Consider the following 17,138-nt stretch of genomic DNA (forward strand, 5'->3'; position numbering starts at 1 on the left):
CCTTCCACTCTGTGAGAAACGGCTGGGTATAAATACTAAGTTTGATTAATATTCCATCGGCACTATTAGAGGAACAATAACTATGGTGCGGTGGATTTCCATTTTAGGATCAATGGCAGTTCTGGCGGGGTGTGCAGTACCCCCCCGCTGAATTACCTCGATCAGAGTATGCGCCGATCGCCGCTATTGCGACGAACCTGATGCGCTGTACTGAACAAGATAACTTGTCGCCTGAATTGAGTGCGTCGGGTACCCGTTATGTCAACGAATACTTCTCAAGCCATCAAAGCGATACCGAATATATTGAGCGTCTCATAAGCCAGCAATATGCAGCGACTCCTGAGGTACCTACCGGTACCTGTAACAGGCTAGCCAGCGATATCGTGGGCCGACAGCAGCAGATCAACACTGATAACGCTAATTATCAACGTCAGCAGCAAGCACTCCAGTACATAATCGACCAGAACACCCCGCCTAGACCCGCGACCTGCAATACGATAGGCACGATGACGGGTAGTACCACGACGTGCCGATAAAAAGAAAAAGCCCGGATTAAAGCCTTTTCTTTTATTTGAGCAAAGGATTATAGGATGAGACACAGCATCTTAGGGGTACTCCTAGTGAGTGTATCCAGTACCGTCGCCCTTGCCGCAAATACCTGTGAGGATTACCAGGAATACGCGCATACGGCCATGGGTAACAGACAGTTGCAGCTGGAAGTAGTCCCCATCGCCAAGGCAGTGGATGAACGGACACAGCAAATTTTCGCAGATGCCCAAGATACTCCTGCACTCAATGGTCAAGGCCTCATTATCGAAACCATAGGATATGAAGGCCCAACCGCCCCTAGCGAGGCAATCGATAAATTCAGAAGAACTACCTACTTTACCTGTATCCGGGAAGGCTGGACGACAAGCTGAACCTGTATCCGGGAAGGCTGGACGACAAGCTGAGCAGCCTCGAGCTTTATATCGTGCTGGTGTTTTCAGCCGCGGTTCGCGGCGCTTTTCAAATGGAGCAACTTCGGCACCGTCACGGCGGTGGCCGCACGTACACACCCTTTAAAGCGCTTCAAAACAAAAAAGCCCGCCGTTTGAAACGGCGGGCTTTTTCTTTTCACGACTTACCACTCACTACTCACACGTTACTCATCAAGAAACGAGCGCAGCGGCTCCGAGCGGCTGGGGTGGCGCAGCTTGCGCAGCGCTTTCGCCTCGATCTGGCGAATCCGCTCCCGGGTCACGTCGAACTGCTTGCCCACTTCCTCGAGGGTGTGGTCGGTGTTCATGTCGATACCGAAACGCATGCGCAGCACCTTGGCTTCCCGAGCGGTCAAGCCTCCCAGCACGTTGCGGGTGGCTTCGATCAAGCCTTCGCCGGTGGCGAGATCAATCGGCAGCAGCATGGTGCCATCTTCGATGAAGTCCCCCAGGTGCGAGTCATCGTCGTCACCGATGGGCGTCTCCATGGAGATCGGCTCCTTGGCGATCTTGAGCACCTTGCGTACCTTGTCTTCAGGCATTTCAAGGCGCTCGCCCAGCTCTTCCGGCGTGGGCTCGCGGCCCATTTCCTGAAGCATCTGACGCGAGACGCGGTTGAGCTTGTTGATCGTCTCGATCATGTGCACCGGAATACGGATGGTGCGCGCCTGATCGGCAATCGAGCGGGTGATCGCCTGACGAATCCACCAGGTGGCGTAGGTCGAGAACTTGTAGCCGCGACGGTATTCGAACTTGTCCACCGCCTTCATCAGACCGATGTTGCCTTCCTGGATGAGATCCAAAAACTGCAGGCCACGGTTGGTGTACTTCTTGGCGATCGAGATCACCAGGCGAAGGTTCGCCTCCACCATCTCTTTCTTGGCACGGCGTGCCTTGGCCTCACCAATGGAGAGCTTCCTGTTCACTTCCTTGAGATCGGCAACGGTGAGCTGCACCATGTCCTCTTCGAAGGCGATCTTGCGCTGTGAACGGGCGATATCAGCGCGCAGCGGCTCCAGGCGGTCAGCATACTTGGGCTGTTCGCCCTGGAAGGTATCCAGCCAGCTCTGGTCGGATTCGTGTCCCGGAAACGACTTGATGAACAGCTTGCGCGGCACCTTGGCCTTCTTGACGCATAGCTGCATCACCGCCTTTTCCTGAGCGCGCACCTGTTCGACGCTGATGCGTACCTGCCCGACCAGACGCTCGAAATGCTTGGGCACGAGCTTGATCGGTGAAAACAGCTCGGCCAGACGTGCCTGCTCGGCCTTGAGTTCGGCGCTGCCACGGCCATGCTTTTTGAACGCGGCTTCGACGGCGGCGTTTTGCTCGCGGATCTGCTCGAAGCGGGCACGAGCCTCTTCCGGGTCCGGCCCACCTTCGCTGGCGGTGCTGTCCTCGTCCTCGTCGTCACCGTCGCTTTCGATGTCATCGTCATCGCTTAACTGGGTATCGACCTCGGGCTCGGGCACCTCGGCTTCGGCAACCCCGGGTATCCCTTCATCCGGGTCGATAAAACCCGAGAAGAGATCCGACAGTCGCCCAGGCGCTTCCTCGTCCTGAGTGGCGTCGTAGGCTTGCAGAATGGACGCGACCGCACCGGGCAGGTAGGCAAGTGACGACATCACTTCCCGCGTGCCCTCTTCGATCCGCTTGGCGATCTCGATTTCGCCTTCACGGGTCAAAAGCTCGACCGTGCCCATTTCACGCATGTACATGCGCACGGGATCCGTCGTGCGTCCGACGTCGCTTTCCACGGCGGCAAGGGCCGCAACGGCCTCTTCCGCAGCGGACTCGTCCGTGGAGTGATCCGACATCATCAAAGTGTCTTCATCAGGCGCTTCCTCAACGACACTGATACCCATGTCGTTGATCATGCCAATGATGTCTTCCACTTGATCCGGGTCGGCGATGTCCTCGGGTAGATGGTCGTTGACCTCGGCATAGGTCAGGTAACCCTGCTCCTTGCCGCGCGCGATCAACTCCTTCAGACGTGACTGCTGCTGCGCATTTCCAGCCATAGAAACCCTATCTCGACGAAGAAGAATGAAACACCTGGGGGCGCTGAATCGATTAAACTCAACAAGCCGAGCATTATAGCGTAATTTGCTGTACTTTTCACAGCGAAACGTATTTGCGCGGTGAATCAGGTGTGTTAGGTTATTCGGTTAAGCCATCGACTGGCCCTTGATACTGCATATATGGCGCCGGGCAGCGGGAATTCAACCCTGCAGGCCGTGCTCATTTCAAACGCCCTGCCCTTGTTTCAAACGCCCTGCCTTTCGGCGCTTCTCGATTTCATTTTTATCCTGTCCCGCTACTGCTTTCGTGTGAGTTCGACTATCAGCTCGCTCAAACGTTGCCGCTGGGCTTTATCCAGTTTCTCTCCGGAGCGCTCGAGTGCGAGCAGCGCGTTGTACTCCTCCTCCGGCGAGCGCTTGCGCTGATTGGCCGCCAGGTGCTCGACCAGCCCCAGCAACTCGGTCTCACGCGTGGCGGCAGGAATGGCCAGCTCGCGCCGGGCAAGCGCGGCCAGCACCTGACCCTCTTCGCCGCCCTGGAAGTGCGCCAGCACCACCTGAGGACTCTTGTAGCGCCCGGCACGCAAAAGCGTGACGAGCTCACGACAAAGCGGGGTGTGGCTGTCGTTTTCGGGCAGCCAGTCCAGTTCATCGGGCAGCGTTTCGACCAGCCGCGGCTCAAAAAGCAGCAACTGATTGATCCGCTCCACGGTGGACAGCACCCGGCTCGACGCTTTCGGCTGTGCGGTCTTCGGCTTTGAAGTCCTCGACGGCGACGCTTTCTGCAGGGACGCGGAGTCGAAAGGCTCGTCAAGCGCCTGCTCCGGCGCGGGGTCAGGGGCACGCTTTTCCAGAAGCGCCTGCAACTGCTCTCTGGCCAGACCGCTGCGCTTGGCAAGCGCTTCAAGCAACAGTGACTTGAGCATGCCCTCGGGCACCTTGTTGAGCGCCTGCAGCACATGGCTTGCAAAGCGCTCGCGCCCTTCCACGGTGTTCATGTCGCGCCCCTGGGCGGCCTGCTCGAACAGAAACTCGGATAGCGGCATCGCGCAGGTCACCCGGTCCTGAAAGGCCTTGTCCCCTTCACGGCGTACCAGGGAGTCCGGGTCTTCGCCTTCGGGCAGAAACAGAAAGCGCGCCTCGCGTCCATCGATCATCTGCGGCAGCGCCGTCTCGAGCGCGCGGCTGGCCGCCTGACGCCCGGCACGGTCGCCGTCGAAACAGAACACCACGCGACTGACCAGACGAAACAGCCGATGCAGGTGATCCTCGGTGGTGGCGGTACCCAGCGTTGCCACGGCGTTGTGAATGCCGTACTGCGCCAGCGCCACCACATCCATGTAGCCCTCCACCATGATCAACTGCTCAAGCTTGGCGCTGGCCCGGCGCGCCTCGTAAAGCCCGTAAAGCTCGCGCCCCTTGTGGAAGACCGGCGTTTCCGGAGAGTTCAGGTACTTGGGCTGACCATCCCCCATGATACGACCGCCGAAGCCCAGAGTACGCCCGCGCAGGTCGCGAATGGGGAACATCACCCGGTCGCGAAAGCGGTCGTAGGTGCGTCCGGAGTCCTCGCGATGGATCAGCAGCCCGTACTCGACCTGGACCTCTTCGCTCACACCCTTGGCACTCAGGTGCTGCTTGAGCGCCTCCCAGCCATCCGGTGCATAGCCGATACCGTAGGTGGCCATCACCTCGCTCGTAAGGCCCCGCTCCTTGAGATAGCGTGCAGCTCCCTGGCCCTCCTGCATTTTCAAGCGTTCCCGGTAGAAGTTTCCCGCCAGCTCCAGAAGGCTGACGCCCTCCTTGCGCTTTTGCTCGCGCTTGCGCTCGCGGGGGTCGTCGGCCCCTTCGCGGGGAACGTCGAGCCCCTGGCGAGCGGCAAGCTGCTCTACTGCCTCGGGGAAGGGAAGCTTGTCGTACTCCATCAAAAAGCGCAGCGCGTTGCCGTTGGCGCCACAGCCAAAGCAGTGGTAGAACTGCTTGTCGGCGCTCACCGTGAACGAGGGCGTCTTCTCCTGGTGAAACGGGCAGAGCCCGGAGTAGTTACGCCCCGCCTTTTTAAGCTGCACGCGCTCACCCACCACCTCGACAACGTCGACGCGATCCAGGAGGTCATCGATAAATCGCTGGGGAATCTGGCCGACCATGGAAGGAATTTCCTGCATAAAGCAAGATCAAATGACGTAACCCAACGCGGGTTTGAGTTACATCACTTTGTCTGTCTGGTATCTACCTAAAAACAAGCGGCCACCTGACGGCGGCCGCTTGGCATCCCTCTTGAGATACCCGCCGAGGCGGGTGTCTCTGGGTACGGATCAATAGAGCCGTTCGAAACGCTTACGCTCACGCTGAAGCTTCTTGGCGTGACGTTTCACGGCCGCGGCCGCTTTGCGCTTGCGCTCGGCAGTCGGCTTCTCGTAATGCTCACGACGACGTACCTCAGAGAGAACGCCGGCTTTTTCGCAAGAACGCTTGAAGCGACGCAGGGCGACGTCAAACGGCTCGTTATCACGTACTTTTACAGAAGGCATTAAGCACTCACCTACCTTAAGGAGTCTTGAGTTCGGATAGTGCGCACACCGCTTAATACCAGGTTAAAGGTATATCTGTAGATACAGTGTACGACCCTTTTTACAGCGCCAAGTAGTCTAGTCGCGGCTGAGCAATTTTGCAACTTGGCAAACCCGCCCAGCCTTTCGATAAACCGCCCCGCCGCTGCGCGACAGGATCAGCGTCTACGCTCAGCCTTTAAAGATGTTCGCGCAGGTGCGAAAGCGAGGCATCGATGCGCGAGACGAGCTGTTCTTCGTTCAAATCCACCAGATCGCCGCCGCGCTTGGCGATGTGCCCGCCAATGGAGACCAGCGTCACGTTGGCGGGGGTCGCGGCGAAGACCACGAACGCGTAGGGCTCGGTGGGCAGCATTCCCAGATTGACCCGACGGGTATCCAGCATGATCAGATCCGCCTGCTTGCCGGGAACGATCGACCCTACCTCCCCGCCCAGGCCGATCGACTCGGCGCCTTTACGGGTGGCCAGGGAGACGATGTGCCGACAATCCACGCCGGTCTCTTCCTGACTGGCGGCAATGTCGGTGAGCGCTGCATGTTTCATCACCTCGAACATGTTGGCGCTGCCCGCCAGCGCGTTGCCATCGATGCCCAGACCCTGGCGCGTGACGCGCTTGAAGTGGGAAAGCCGCGTGACTCCATAGGCCACCCGATGCTCGGTGATCGGCGTCAACGCAAGGCTCGCGCCTGCCTCGTCAAGCGCCTCCAGGTGCTCTTCGCGGGCGTCGGTGGCGTGAACCACCTGAAGCTCAGGAATCAGGAACTCGCCGTCGATCAGACGCTGGAACATGGCGTGGTGTTCTTCGCCGCTTACGTGAACTGAAATGGGCAGGTTCATGTCCCGGGCGGCTTCGAACTCCCGGCGCTTCATCGCCATGGCCTCCTGGTCGTCCAGGTTATCGGGCAGGCGCCAGGCAAGGCCCAGGGACAGCCGCCCCTGCTCGCCGTGGCGCTCCCAGTCGTCATGTAGTTCGCGCAAGCGTTCCAGGTCGATCTGGGTACGAGGGGTCTTGCTTTCATTGCCTAACAGAAGCCGCGCCCGCAGGGGCGATGCCGCCAGTGCCTCCAGGGCAGCCTGGCTATGGTCGGGACTTCGGTTGTTATCGAAGAAATCGTTGCTGGTGGTGATGCCCGCATTGACGTTTTCCATCGCCGCCAGGTACTCGCCCACCCAGGTATCGGCCGGACGAAAATGCTCGGCCAGACGGTGGGTCACCGGAAAGAACAGATTTTCTTCACTCTGGCCGAACATGCTGCGCATCTGGGTCTGCCACATATGGTTGTGGGTATCCACAAAACCGGGCATCACGATGCAGCCATCGCCGTTGATGATTTCACTGTCGCCGGTATCCAGGTTCTCGCCCACGGCTTCGATACGCCCATCCACCACCCACACATCGGCCTTTTCAAGCGGCGCCTTGCCCTCTTCCATGGTCAGAACGGTGGCATTCTTGATGCACCAGCGTCTGGGCGATTCGCTGGAGGATCCGGAATCACTTTCCTCAGTGGGGTCGCTGGCGTAAGCGCCGGGAATCAGGCTCGATCCCGCCATCGCGGTCATGCCGCCTAGAAGCTTGCGCCGGGTGATACTGGACTGCTCCCACATGGGGTTCTCCTTGGGGGGGGTTAGCGATACTAAATAAACCTAGTCGAGCTTTTCACCCCGTCAACCGCGCGGCCGGGGAGTGCTTTTCGAAAACCCGCCCCAAAAGCGCATGACGGCTGCCCCGGCAAGCGTGGTAAAATCACGCCGATTACGCGATTGATAGAGATTCCCTATGCGAGTGCTTGGCATCGAAACCTCCTGCGACGAAACCGGCGTGGCGATTTTTGATACGACAAAGCCTGCGGGCGAGGGGCTTCTGGCCGATGCGCTTTACAGCCAGGTGGCCATGCACGCTGAATACGGCGGCGTGGTACCCGAGCTTGCCTCCAGAGACCATACCCGCAAGCTGTTGCCCTTGATCGATCAGGTGCTGGCAGAGGCCGGGCTTACCAAAAGCGAACTGGACGGCATTGCCTACACCGCGGGCCCGGGGCTTGTAGGGGCATTGATGGTGGGTTCAAGCACCGCCCACGGCATGGCCCGGGCGCTGGATATCCCGGTACTCGGCGTACACCACATGGAAGGCCACCTGCTGGCCCCGATGCTGGAAGAAGACGCGCCCGACTTTCCGTTCGTCGCGCTTCTGGTCTCCGGCGGGCACACCCAACTGGTGGAAGTGAAAGGCCTGGGCGACTACCGGCTCTTGGGTGAGTCGGTGGACGACGCGGCAGGCGAAGCCTTCGACAAGGCCGCCAAGATGCTGGGGCTTGCCTACCCCGGCGGCCCTGAGGTGGCCAAGCTCGCCGAGCGGGGCGACCCCAAGCGCTTTCGCTTCCCCCGGCCGATGACCGACCGCCCCGGGCTCGACTTCAGCTTCTCAGGGCTCAAGACCCACACCCTGACCACGCTGAAAAAGCTCGAGGCCGAGGGGGCGCTGGACGATACCGCCAGGGCGGATGTTGCCCGCGCCTTTGAAGAGGCCGTGGTGGATACCATGGTCATCAAGTGTCGCCGGGCGCTGGATGACACCGGTCTGAAGCGTCTGGTGATGGCCGGCGGGGTCAGCGCCAATACACGCCTGCGCGAGCGTCTGGCCTTGGAAACCCGCAAGCGCGGCGCGCAAACCTTCTATCCCCGGGCGCGGTTTTGTACCGATAACGGGGCCATGATTGCCTATGTCGGTGCGATGCGCCTGGCGGCTGGGGAATGCGACACGGTGGGCGCAATGCAGGCAACGCCGCGCTGGCCGCTGGATACCTTAACGTCGCCGGCTGCTTGACGCCTGGTCGCGCAGACCCAGTTCCTTGCCCTGGCGCAGCCGGCGTATATTGAAGGCGTGGCGCATGACCACCACCAGCGTGAAGGCGCCGACCACATAAACGTACCGAGGCGCAAGCCACAGCGTCAGCATGGGGGCGGCCAGCGCGCTCAAGAGCGAGGCCGCCGCGGCGGTGCGCAGCCGCCAGGCGAGCAGCCCCCAGCAGGCGGCACTGACCAGGGCCACCCACGGCACCAGCACCAAGAGAGCGCCAAAGGCGCTGGCCACCGCCTTGCCACCGCGAAACCCGTGCCACAGCGGATAGCTGTGGCCCAGAAGCACCGCAAGTCCCACTGCGCCTTGAACCCACACCGGCAGCCCGTGCCATTTGACAGCCCACACCACGGGCATGGCCTTGGCAGCGTCGAGCACCAGCGTCACTCCAGCCAGGCGCGGCCCATAAAGACGCAGCACGTTGGACACTCCCGGGTTGCACGAGCCGCTCACACGCGGGTCCGCCACCCCGGCAAGGCGGCATACGCTGAGTGCAGCAAGCCAGCTGCCGCAGAGATAGCCAAGCACCAGATAGCCAGGCACCATCCAGACCAGGGTCGCCACTAGGCGGGCACTGCCGGTCTTGTATCGTTTGTCGGGTTCCTCACGTACACTATTTCCTGATTGTGATGGGGAGCGCGCATGGACCGCATTTTAATTGAAGGCTTGATTGTAGAAACCGTTATCGGCGTATACGACTGGGAGCGCACCATTACCCAGTCACTACGCCTTGACCTGACGCTGGCCACGGACATCCGCCCGGCCGCCGCCACCGATGATTTACGCCTGACGCTGAATTATGCCGCGATCTGTCAGCGGATTCAGCAGTTCGCCGACAGCCATCAGTTCGCCTTGATCGAAACCTTCGCCGAGCGGCTTTGTGAGTACCTGCGTCACGAGTTCCCCATCAGCTGGCTGCGTCTGGTGGTGCGCAAACCCGCCGCCGTGCCTCAGGCGCAAAGCGTGGGCCTTGAAATCACCCGCGGCGAAATTCCCGAGGTCATCGAGGAGCGTACGCGGTGAGTCTGGTCTGCTTGAGCCTGGGGAGCAACGCCGAGCCCGAGGCGCACCTGAGTGCTTGCCTGAAGGCGCTTGAGCAAACCTTCGGCGATCTGAGAATCTCCCGGGTCTTTGAAAGCGAGCCGGTAGGGGTCGAGGCAGCCACCAACTTCTATAACGCGGTGGTCGCCTTCGAGAGCAGCTGGCCCCCAGGGAAACTCAATGCCTGGGTAAAGGCACTGGAAGCGGCACATAACCAGGGTACCCCCGCCCGCCCCCATTGTCCCAAGGCACTGGATATCGATCTTTTGGCCGTGGGTGAGATTTGTGCCCACGTCGACGGCATCACGCTCCCACGCGATGACATCCGTCGATACGCTTTCGTGCTCCGACCCCTGGCAGAACTTCTACCCGACCAACCTCACCCCGACTGCCGGACGCCCTACAAGGCGCTTTTCGAGCGCGCCGACTTTCAAGGCCAACGGCTCTGGCCGGTAGAGTTCTACTGGCGCGGCGCGCGCGTCTCGCCGTAATCAAGCCGTCAGGGTTTGCTCCACGGCCTCGAGACGGCGCCTTTGCAACGCCTGGCCCAGCGCCGCACCGCGAAAGCCCTCCTCCATCAGCGCCTGAGGACTTACCTGGGTAGCGCCCTGAAAAGCATTGACCAGCGCGGTTTCAGAGTCAGGAGCCAGCGTCCTGACCAGCGTCAGTTGAGCTTCGACCTGGCGGGGCTTGCGAAAGGCGTCCAGCCGCTCAAGCCAATGAAAGACGCGCTCGGCCGTCAGTGTCGAGCCAAGAAGCGCCCGGCTCAGCGCCACATGACGGCAAAGTGCGGTCACGGCGTTGGGCAGGCGAAGACGCGCTATCAGCGCTTCCCGCTCGGGCTCGTCCAGGGCGCTTGCCAAAAGCGCCATGCGCCAGTGCGCCAGGGTTTCAGTGCCAGCGGCAGGCGCTTTTGCCATCAGCGCCAAGCCCTCGTCAAACCTTGCCGCCACCCCCGGCCACCAGCTCTCCAGCGCGCCGCACTCGTTCAGGGTCTGGAAATAGTATTCCGGCCCCGGCTCTTTCAGGGCCTTCTCGGTTTCCACCCATACTCGTTCGGCGGCAAGATGCTCAAGCTCACCGCTTTGGCTCACCTGGCGCATCAATGCCTGAGTCTCGCCACTGATTCGAAAGCCCAGGTGCGCGTAGCGGGCCAGAAAGCGGGCGGTGCGCAGCACGCGAAGCGGGTCTTCGCTGAACGCCGGGGAAACGTGACGCAGAAGGCGCTTTTCGATATCCCCCTGGCCATCGAAGGGGTCCGACAACCCGCCGTCGGGACACTGAGCGATGGCATTGATCGTCAGGTCGCGGCGCAAAAGATCCTCTTCGAGGGTCACCTCGGGGCTTGCGTGCACCTCGAACCCCCCGTAGCCGTGACCCGCCTTGCGCTCGGTGCGCGCCAAGGCGTACTCTTCAGAGGTTTGCGGATGAAGAAATACCGGAAAATCCCGCCCCACGGGCTTGAAGCCTCGCGCGCGCATCGCATCAACCGTAGCCCCCACCACCACCCAGTCGTTATCGAAGACGGGCCAGCCCAGAAGCTCATCGCGCACGGCTCCGCCCACCCGGTACACCTCGAGCCCCTCGAGGGCTTTATCGTGTTGCGCCACGCTAGGCTCCTTCTTGCTGGCTCGGCACCCAGGTACGCTTGCCGGTTTCAAGGTTCATCGCGGTCAGCGAGCCCCCCCATACACAGCCGGTATCGAGCGCATGCACGTCGATTCTTGCCCCCGGCGTTTGCCCTTCTAGAGCAGCCCAGTGGCCGAAGACCAGCCTCAATGCATCCTCGCGCGGGTACTGAAACCAGGGATGATACCCGGCAGGTGCGCTATCCAGCCCCTCTTTCGCGTCAAAATCCAGCGTTTCGTCGGCGCTTATAAAGCGCATGCGGCAAAAGACATTCACCAGGGCACGAAGTCGGTCCATGCCGTCCAGACGCTCGGAGAAACGCGCCGGCTCGTTGCCGTAAAGTGCTTCCAGAAACCGCCCCGACGCCTCGCTTGCAAGCGCGGCCTGCACCTCGCCACTGTAACGAAGCGCGTCATCGAAGCGCCAACCCGGCAGGATACCCGCATGCACCATCAAGGTATCGTGTTCATGAACGGCCAGCGGCTGGGCCTGTAGCCAATCAAGCAAGGCCTCGCGCTCGGGGGCCTGCAAAATCTCCTCCAGGGTATCGCGTCTTTTTAACCGGCCACCGCCCCGGGCCGCCACGAGAAGATGAAAGTCGTGATTGCCCAGCACGCAGCGCGCCGCGCCTCCCAACGCCTTGACTTCACGCAGGCATTCAAGCGAGCCCGGCCCGCGGTTGATCAAATCACCCACCAGCCACAGCGTATCGTTTGCCGGATTGAAGTCGAGCTTCTCCAGCAAGGTGACGAACTCCGTGTGACAGCCGTGCAGATCCCCAATGGCGTATGTACTCATGTATAAAAGCCTTATAGTGGCGAACTAGTCGTTAAATAAATATTTGTTAAGTAAGCGGCACATTTACTGGCCCTGAACCGGCTAGATTAGGTAAAAATAGAGGCGTTCCCCTTAAAAACGCCAGTCACAGCGACCATCACAATGAAAAAGAGCGTCATGTTACCTAACCCTACCCTGAATACCGACCCCGCGCCCGGGGTTCAAGCCAAAGACCCCGCGCGCCGGGCGCTTTTGAAAGCCGCCACGCTGGGCGTGGGTGGCGCGTTCTTGACCGGTACGCCTTGGACTCACGCCTTGGCCACCCCTGACAACGCACCAGTGATCAAGCATGGCTGGCTATTGAGCATTACCGATCTTGACGGTAGCCGCCGCTGATGTATCAGCCATTTGACACGTTGAGCGAGCAAGAGAGCGGCTACGACACCTGCGTCATCGGCGCCGGGGCGGCGGGCATTACGCTGGCCATGACGCTTGCTCGCCAGGGCCACCGGGTGCTTTTGTGCGAAGGGGGAGAGGCATCCATCAGCGAGCAATCCCAGGCGCTTTATCGCGGCGAGACCGTGGGTGACACCTACCTGGCACTCGAAAGCGTTCGACTGCGCTACCTGGGAGGCTCCACCAACCACTGGGGCGGGGTATGCCGCCCACTCGATGCTCACGACTTCACCGCCAAGGCGGCGGCCCCCGAGACCGCCTGGCCCATCGCCGTGGAGGATCTCGAGCCTTACTACGCGGCGGCCGCCACCCTGCTGGACCTGGAAACGGTTCCTGGGGACGAGCCCATCGAGGGCGCGGGGCTTGCGCGGGTCTATTTTTCGCTGGGCCATCCCACTCGCATGAAGGACAAGTTCGCGGCCACCCTGAACGGGCTTGAAACGCTCACCTATTGCCTGACCGCCAACCTCGTCGGGCTCGAAGTGGGCGATGGTCGGGTAAACGCAGCCACGTTCAGCGATTTCGAAGGGCGCCGCAAGACCATCCGGGCGCGCACCTTCGTGCTCGCCTGTGGCGGCATCGAGAATTCGCGTCTTTTGCTGTGGTGCAATCAGCAAAGCGGTGGGCGACTGGTGCCCGAGGCCGCCGCCCTGGGCCGCTACTGGATGGAGCATCCCCACGCCACCATCGGCCAGGCGCTGCTGTTCGAACCCGCGCTGCTGGGTCTGGACACGCAGTACAACGTTTATCTCTCGCCCACGGCAAAGGCCATGACCCAGCGCGGGCTCTTGAACTGCGGGCTTCGCCTTCACCGCATGGCGCCGGAAGCCACCCAGGAACTGGTAGAAACGCTTGGCCGCCAGGCGCCTGGGCTGCGTGCAGAGCTTGCCGCCCGCCAGGCGAGCAGTTCGCCCATGCACGGGGTGTATCTACGCGCCGCCTGGGAGCAGGAGCCACGCATCGAGAACGGCGTGGAGTTGAGCGAGGAGCGTGACGCCCTCGGCGTGCCCTTGAGCCGCCTGGTGTGGCAACAGTCGGCCCTTGACCGTCATACCCTTCGCGAAAGTCTGATGCTGCTGGGTGAGTATCTGCTCAAGCGCAACGCCGGTCGCGTGCAGCTGGCGGACTGGCTGGCAACCGAACCCGTCGAGCTGCCTGTGGAGGGCGAGATTGCCGGGCGCCACCACATGGGTGGCACGCGCATGAGCTTGAATGCCCAACAGGGCGTGGTGGATCGAAACTGCCGCCTGTTTGCCCAGGAGAACATGTTCGTCGCCGGTTCCAGCGTCTTCGCCAGCTCCGGCCACGCCAACCCGACGCTCACCATTGTCCAGCTCGCCCTGCGCCTTGGCGTACACCTGGACGAAAGACTGCGCGGGGTCGAGCCCGGTTAGTGCAACTTGCAGGGCGCGGCCAGGCGAAACGGTGCGATAGGCACATCGAAGGCGCGCTGGGTATAGGTATTGAGCAGCGTATAGGCGCCCTCCATCACCCCGACCGGGGTTTGCAGAATCGCCCGGCTGGTATAGCGAAAACGCTGGCCGGGGCCGATCAACGGCTGCTGGCCGACCACCCCCTTGCCGCGTACCTCCTGGGCGTCCCCGCTGCCCTGGGTGATTTTCCAGTAGCGCGCCATCAACTGCACGCTATGGGGGCTTTGGTTGTGTACCGTGACGGTATAGCTGAACACGTAGCGCGACTCACTGTCGCTGGATTCCTGGGCACGATACTCTGGCGTGATACTCACCTCGATCGTCAGTTGGCTCACCCTTGATCCCCCCCCTCGGCATCCAGCGTCTGCGTATTGGCCACGTGGTTGGCGATCTTGACGTACTCCTCGACCGAAAGTGTCTGCGGGCGCCGACCCGGGTCGATCTCCAGAAACGCCAGTGTCTCGGCGCTCACCCGCCCCTTGAAATTGTTGCGCAGGGTCTTGCGCCGCTGGCCGAAGGCGAGCTTGACGAGCTCAAACAGCAGCGCCGGGTCATCCGCCGGGTGAGGCAGCGTCTCATGCGGGGTCAGCCGAACGATGGCGGAGTCCACCTTGGGCTGCGGTACAAAGGCTTCCGGCGGGACGATAAAGAGCTGCTCGACCTGGCAATAGTACTGGGCCATGACCGAAAAACGCCCCCAGTCGGTACCGCCGGGCTCGGCCGCCAGGCGCTCGACCACCTCCTTTTGCAGCATGAAGTGCATGTCGGCAATGGCCGGCCCCATCTCGAGAAGATGCACGATCAAGGGCGTGGAGATGTTGTAGGGCAGGTTGCCCACCACCCTGAGCGCCGGGCCATCACCCTTGAGCGCCTTGAAATCGAACTTCAACGCGTCGCCTTCGTGGATTACAAAGCCCGGGTAGTTGAAAAACTGAACGCGCAGGCCTGGAATCAGATCCCGGTCAAGCTCCACCACCTCGAGTTCGCCGTTGGCCTCCAGAAGCGGCGCGGTCAACGCCCCCTGGCCCGGGCCGATTTCGATCAGCCGGTCGCCCTTCGCAGGACCGATGGCGCGAATGATGCGCGAGATAGTGCCGAGGTCGCGAAGAAAGTTCTGGCCGAAGCGTTTGCGGGCTCGGTGTTGAAGGGGCGGTTGAGACATCGAACGAAAGTCCTTGAGTAGGATAAAGCGTGTAACGGTGTGTTCTTGGTCGCCGGGAGGCTAAGGGGTCGGCGCTGTGGCAAACGCCGCGCGATGATCGCTCAGACGACGCGCCAGGTTCAGCGCGACCAGAAGGCTTTCGGGGCTTGCAACGCCCTGCCCCGCCAGATCCAGCGCCGTGCCGTGATCCACCGAGGTGCGCACCAAAGGCAAGCCCAGGGTGATGTTGGCCGCCTGGCCGAACCCTGCATACTTTAGCACTGAAAGCCCCTGGTCGTGATACATCGCCAGCACCGCATCCACTTCCTTGAGATGGCGCGGCGTGAACAACGTATCCGCCGGGAAGGGACCGCGAACATCCAGGCCCTGGCCACGAAGATGGGCAATGGCCGGAATGATCGTCTCGATCTCCTCGGTGCCCAGGTGCCCGTCCTCCCCGGCGTGGGGGTTCAGCCCGCATACGGCGATGCGAGGCGAAGCAATCGCAAACTGGCGGGTCAGATCCGCAACAAGAAGGGTCACGATACGGACAAGACGCTCCCTGGTGATGGCGTCGGCCACCCGGCGAAGCGGCAGATGGGTGGTGGCCAGGGCCACGCGAAGATCACCGCTGCCCTGCCAGGTGGACGACTGAGCGTGCAGGGCCTGGTCGGTGGCCAGCATCATCACCACTTCGTCGACCCCGCAGGCGTCGCGTAACCACTCGGTATGGCCGGTAAAGCCCGGGAAGCCACCGTCGATGATCACGCCCTTGTGCAGCGGTGCGGTGACCATCGCCCCGGCCTGCCCCGCCCGGCATGCCTGAACGCCGACCTTGAGCGTCTCGATCACGTAGGCGGCATTGGCGGGTTCCAGCACCCCGGGTGTGCAGGGGGCGTTCAACGCCACCGGCACTACCGCCAGATGCGGCCGGGATGGGCGTTCAAGGCGAGCGTTTTCGGCAATGACGATGTCAACGTCCAGCGAAAGCCTGGCGGCGCGCTCGGTCAGCATCTGCGGGTCACCTACCGCCAGCGTACCGGGCGGAAGCTTTCTGTCCGCGGCCAGCATCAGCGTGAGCTCCGGGCCGATCCCTGCGGGTTCACCGGTCGTGACCAGAAGCGGCAAGCGTCCAGAGGCATCACGCATTACAGACGAATGTCCACAAAGGCCTGCTCGCGAATCTCGCGCTGCCAGTTCTGCAGCTCTTCGTTGGCCCGGCGCTGAAAAATGGCCTGGCGTACCTGCTCCCGGCGGCTCTCGTCGGTCACATCCTGACGGCGACGATCCAGCACCTCGATGATGTGATAGCCAAACTGAGAGCGTACCGGTGCGGAGATCTGGCCAGGGCTCAGGCCGACCATCGCTTCTTCAAACGCAGGCACGGTCTGGCCCGGGCGTACCCAGCCAAGATCGCCGGCGTTCATGGCGCTGCCCCGGTCATCGCTGAACTCCCGGGCCACCGCACCAAACTCCTCACCCTGCTGCAGACGCGAGCGGGCTTCTTCCGCGCGGGCGCGAGCCTGGTTCTCGTTACGAGTCGGCGTCAGTTCGACGAGGATATGGCGAGCCTGGCTCTCCTCGATAAAAGACTGGCCCTGCTGGGAGGGCTGCTGCTCCAGGAAACGCTCGACATCGCGCTCGCTGACGTTGACGCGCTGCTGTACCTGGCGCTGCTGCACCTGGCGCATCAGCATTTCCCGACGCACGTCTTCACGCACATCGGCAAGCGACAGGCCATCCCCCTCGATGGCGTCGGCAAAGGCATCCAGCGTCAGGCCGTTGGACTCGGCGATGTTTCGAAGCTGCCGGTTGAGCTCGGTATCGTCCACGCTCAGATTGGCTTGACGGGCCATCTGCAGCTGGATTTCATCGAGCACCATGCGCTCGAGTACCTGCTCTGACAACTGGCGGCGCGCAGGCAGATTGCCGCCCTGGGCCTGGGCTTGCTGTTCGACCTGATTCACCCGGTCGTCCAGTTCGCTTTTCATGATCACACCGTCGTTGACTACCGCCACGACGCTGTCCAGCGCCTGGCGCTGAGAGCCCTGAAAGCTCTGGGCCTGCACGCCGATACTGAGAAACGCCGCGCTCGCGCCCAGGCAAAGCGCCAGGGTGGTGCTAACCGATAACCGTCTTGCCCGCTTTGAAAGGCTGGAAAGCGGCAGGCTCTTTTGCATCGTCATAAATAAGTCTCTTGTCGTCGCTATTCAATAAAAGCGTTGCTCTACA

The 17,138-nt window shown here is 61.6% G+C and carries 17 protein-coding genes; 6 read left to right on the top strand and 11 right to left on the bottom strand.

What is annotated here, in order from left to right; genetic code table 11:
- The first annotated feature begins 590 nt into the window (after window positions 1-590).
- Complete coding sequence (locus ACWF8S_RS12945) at window positions 591-920, top strand: hypothetical protein (protein ID WP_447553751.1); 330 nt, start codon at window positions 591-593, stop codon at window positions 918-920.
- A gap of 224 nt (window positions 921-1,144) precedes the next feature.
- Here ACWF8S_RS12945 and rpoD read toward each other — a convergent pair whose 3' ends face one another.
- The 4 genes from rpoD to ACWF8S_RS12965 all read right to left on the bottom strand — a co-directional run bounded on the left by rpoD (window position 1,145) and on the right by ACWF8S_RS12965 (window position 7,177).
- Window positions 1,145-3,001 (bottom strand): RNA polymerase sigma factor RpoD, encoded by a 1,857-nt coding sequence (gene rpoD / locus ACWF8S_RS12950; RefSeq protein WP_447553752.1) that lies wholly within the window; start codon window positions 2,999-3,001, stop codon window positions 1,145-1,147.
- Between the two features lie 296 nt (window positions 3,002-3,297).
- Window positions 3,298-5,148, bottom strand: a complete 1,851-nt coding sequence (gene dnaG / locus ACWF8S_RS12955) for a DNA primase (protein WP_447556598.1) — start codon at window positions 5,146-5,148, stop codon at window positions 3,298-3,300.
- 168 nt (window positions 5,149-5,316) lie between these two features.
- Window positions 5,317-5,532: a 30S ribosomal protein S21 gene (gene rpsU / locus ACWF8S_RS12960; RefSeq protein WP_016416934.1), complete on the bottom strand. Its 216-nt coding sequence runs from the start codon at window positions 5,530-5,532 to the stop codon at window positions 5,317-5,319.
- Between the two features lie 217 nt (window positions 5,533-5,749).
- Complete coding sequence (locus ACWF8S_RS12965) at window positions 5,750-7,177, bottom strand: amidohydrolase family protein (RefSeq protein ID WP_447553754.1); 1,428 nt, start codon at window positions 7,175-7,177, stop codon at window positions 5,750-5,752.
- Window positions 7,178-7,349: 172 nt separating this feature from the next.
- Between ACWF8S_RS12965 and tsaD the strand changes: the two genes are divergently transcribed.
- A complete protein-coding gene (gene tsaD, locus ACWF8S_RS12970) occupies window positions 7,350-8,396 on the top strand; it encodes a tRNA (adenosine(37)-N6)-threonylcarbamoyltransferase complex transferase subunit TsaD (protein WP_447553755.1) in 1,047 nt (348 codons plus the stop codon).
- On the opposite strand, the gene plsY is transcribed toward tsaD, so the two are convergent.
- The gene (gene plsY, locus ACWF8S_RS12975; protein ID WP_447556599.1) at window positions 8,376-8,975 is read right to left on the bottom strand and encodes a glycerol-3-phosphate 1-O-acyltransferase PlsY; all 600 of its coding nucleotides are present in this window, start codon (window positions 8,973-8,975) and stop codon (window positions 8,376-8,378) included. The two genes, tsaD and plsY, sit on opposite strands and share 21 nt — an antisense overlap.
- Before the next feature lie 96 nt (window positions 8,976-9,071).
- On the opposite strand from plsY, the gene folB reads away from it, so the two are divergent.
- Entirely contained in the window at window positions 9,072-9,452 is a 381-nt protein-coding gene (gene folB / locus ACWF8S_RS12980) for a dihydroneopterin aldolase (RefSeq protein WP_447553756.1), read from the top strand.
- A complete protein-coding gene (gene folK, locus ACWF8S_RS12985; protein ID WP_447553757.1) occupies window positions 9,449-9,961 on the top strand; it encodes a 2-amino-4-hydroxy-6-hydroxymethyldihydropteridine diphosphokinase in 513 nt (170 codons plus the stop codon). The genes folB and folK overlap by 4 nt, the downstream gene beginning before the upstream one ends.
- Here the strand turns inward: folK and ACWF8S_RS12990 are convergent, their stop codons facing one another.
- Together ACWF8S_RS12990 and ACWF8S_RS12995 are read right to left on the bottom strand one after the other, a co-directional pair.
- On the bottom strand, window positions 9,962-11,080 hold the full coding sequence (locus tag ACWF8S_RS12990; protein ID WP_447553759.1) for a polynucleotide adenylyltransferase: 1,119 nt from the start codon (window positions 11,078-11,080) through the stop codon (window positions 9,962-9,964).
- Window position 11,081: 1 nt separating this feature from the next.
- The gene (locus ACWF8S_RS12995; RefSeq protein WP_447553760.1) at window positions 11,082-11,897 is read right to left on the bottom strand and encodes a symmetrical bis(5'-nucleosyl)-tetraphosphatase; all 816 of its coding nucleotides are present in this window, start codon (window positions 11,895-11,897) and stop codon (window positions 11,082-11,084) included.
- Window positions 11,898-12,053: 156 nt separating this feature from the next.
- On the opposite strand from ACWF8S_RS12995, the gene ACWF8S_RS13000 reads away from it, so the two are divergent.
- Window positions 12,054-12,272, top strand: coding sequence for a hypothetical protein (locus ACWF8S_RS13000; RefSeq protein ID WP_447553761.1), 219 nt, complete (start codon window positions 12,054-12,056; stop codon window positions 12,270-12,272).
- A complete protein-coding gene (locus ACWF8S_RS13005; RefSeq protein WP_447553762.1) occupies window positions 12,272-13,726 on the top strand; it encodes a GMC oxidoreductase in 1,455 nt (484 codons plus the stop codon). Before ACWF8S_RS13000 ends, ACWF8S_RS13005 begins: the two co-directional genes overlap by 1 nt.
- On the opposite strand, the gene apaG is transcribed toward ACWF8S_RS13005, so the two are convergent.
- The 4 genes from apaG to ACWF8S_RS13025 are packed head-to-tail and all read right to left on the bottom strand — an operon-like array spanning window position 13,723 to window position 17,092.
- Complete coding sequence (apaG, locus tag ACWF8S_RS13010) at window positions 13,723-14,100, bottom strand: Co2+/Mg2+ efflux protein ApaG (protein WP_447553763.1); 378 nt, start codon at window positions 14,098-14,100, stop codon at window positions 13,723-13,725. The two genes, ACWF8S_RS13005 and apaG, sit on opposite strands and share 4 nt — an antisense overlap.
- Window positions 14,097-14,927, bottom strand: coding sequence for a 16S rRNA (adenine(1518)-N(6)/adenine(1519)-N(6))-dimethyltransferase RsmA (gene rsmA / locus ACWF8S_RS13015; RefSeq protein ID WP_447553764.1), 831 nt, complete (start codon window positions 14,925-14,927; stop codon window positions 14,097-14,099). Before rsmA ends, apaG begins: the two co-directional genes overlap by 4 nt.
- A gap of 60 nt (window positions 14,928-14,987) precedes the next feature.
- A complete protein-coding gene (gene pdxA, locus ACWF8S_RS13020; RefSeq protein ID WP_447553765.1) occupies window positions 14,988-16,055 on the bottom strand; it encodes a 4-hydroxythreonine-4-phosphate dehydrogenase PdxA in 1,068 nt (355 codons plus the stop codon).
- Window positions 16,055-17,092 carry a peptidylprolyl isomerase gene (locus ACWF8S_RS13025; RefSeq protein ID WP_447553766.1) on the bottom strand — a complete coding sequence of 346 codons (1,038 nt, stop codon included), beginning with the start codon at window positions 17,090-17,092 and terminating at the stop codon, window positions 16,055-16,057. Before ACWF8S_RS13025 ends, pdxA begins: the two co-directional genes overlap by 1 nt.
- Window positions 17,093-17,138: the final 46 nt, after the last annotated feature.

Source organism: Vreelandella xerophytica (assembly GCF_968048975.1).

Coding starts and splice junctions, on each gene's coding strand:
- ACWF8S_RS13005 (WP_447553762.1), top strand. CDS start 12,272: ATGTATCAGCCATTTGACACGTTGAGCGAGCAAGAGAGCGGCTACGAC.
- ACWF8S_RS12965 (WP_447553754.1), bottom strand. CDS start 7,177: ATGTGGGAGCAGTCCAGTATCACCCGGCGCAAGCTTCTAGGCGGCATG.
- rpoD (WP_447553752.1), bottom strand. CDS start 3,001: ATGGCTGGAAATGCGCAGCAGCAGTCACGTCTGAAGGAGTTGATCGCG.
- rsmA (WP_447553764.1), bottom strand. CDS start 14,927: ATGTCTCAACCGCCCCTTCAACACCGAGCCCGCAAACGCTTCGGCCAG.
- ACWF8S_RS12945 (WP_447553751.1), top strand. CDS start 591: ATGAGACACAGCATCTTAGGGGTACTCCTAGTGAGTGTATCCAGTACC.
- pdxA (WP_447553765.1), bottom strand. CDS start 16,055: ATGCGTGATGCCTCTGGACGCTTGCCGCTTCTGGTCACGACCGGTGAA.
- ACWF8S_RS13000 (WP_447553761.1), top strand. CDS start 12,054: ATGTTACCTAACCCTACCCTGAATACCGACCCCGCGCCCGGGGTTCAA.
- ACWF8S_RS12995 (WP_447553760.1), bottom strand. CDS start 11,897: ATGAGTACATACGCCATTGGGGATCTGCACGGCTGTCACACGGAGTTC.
- folB (WP_447553756.1), top strand. CDS start 9,072: ATGGACCGCATTTTAATTGAAGGCTTGATTGTAGAAACCGTTATCGGC.
- rpsU (WP_016416934.1), bottom strand. CDS start 5,532: ATGCCTTCTGTAAAAGTACGTGATAACGAGCCGTTTGACGTCGCCCTG.
- dnaG (WP_447556598.1), bottom strand. CDS start 5,148: ATGGTCGGCCAGATTCCCCAGCGATTTATCGATGACCTCCTGGATCGC.
- tsaD (WP_447553755.1), top strand. CDS start 7,350: ATGCGAGTGCTTGGCATCGAAACCTCCTGCGACGAAACCGGCGTGGCG.
- ACWF8S_RS13025 (WP_447553766.1), bottom strand. CDS start 17,092: ATGACGATGCAAAAGAGCCTGCCGCTTTCCAGCCTTTCAAAGCGGGCA.
- plsY (WP_447556599.1), bottom strand. CDS start 8,975: ATGGTGCCTGGCTATCTGGTGCTTGGCTATCTCTGCGGCAGCTGGCTT.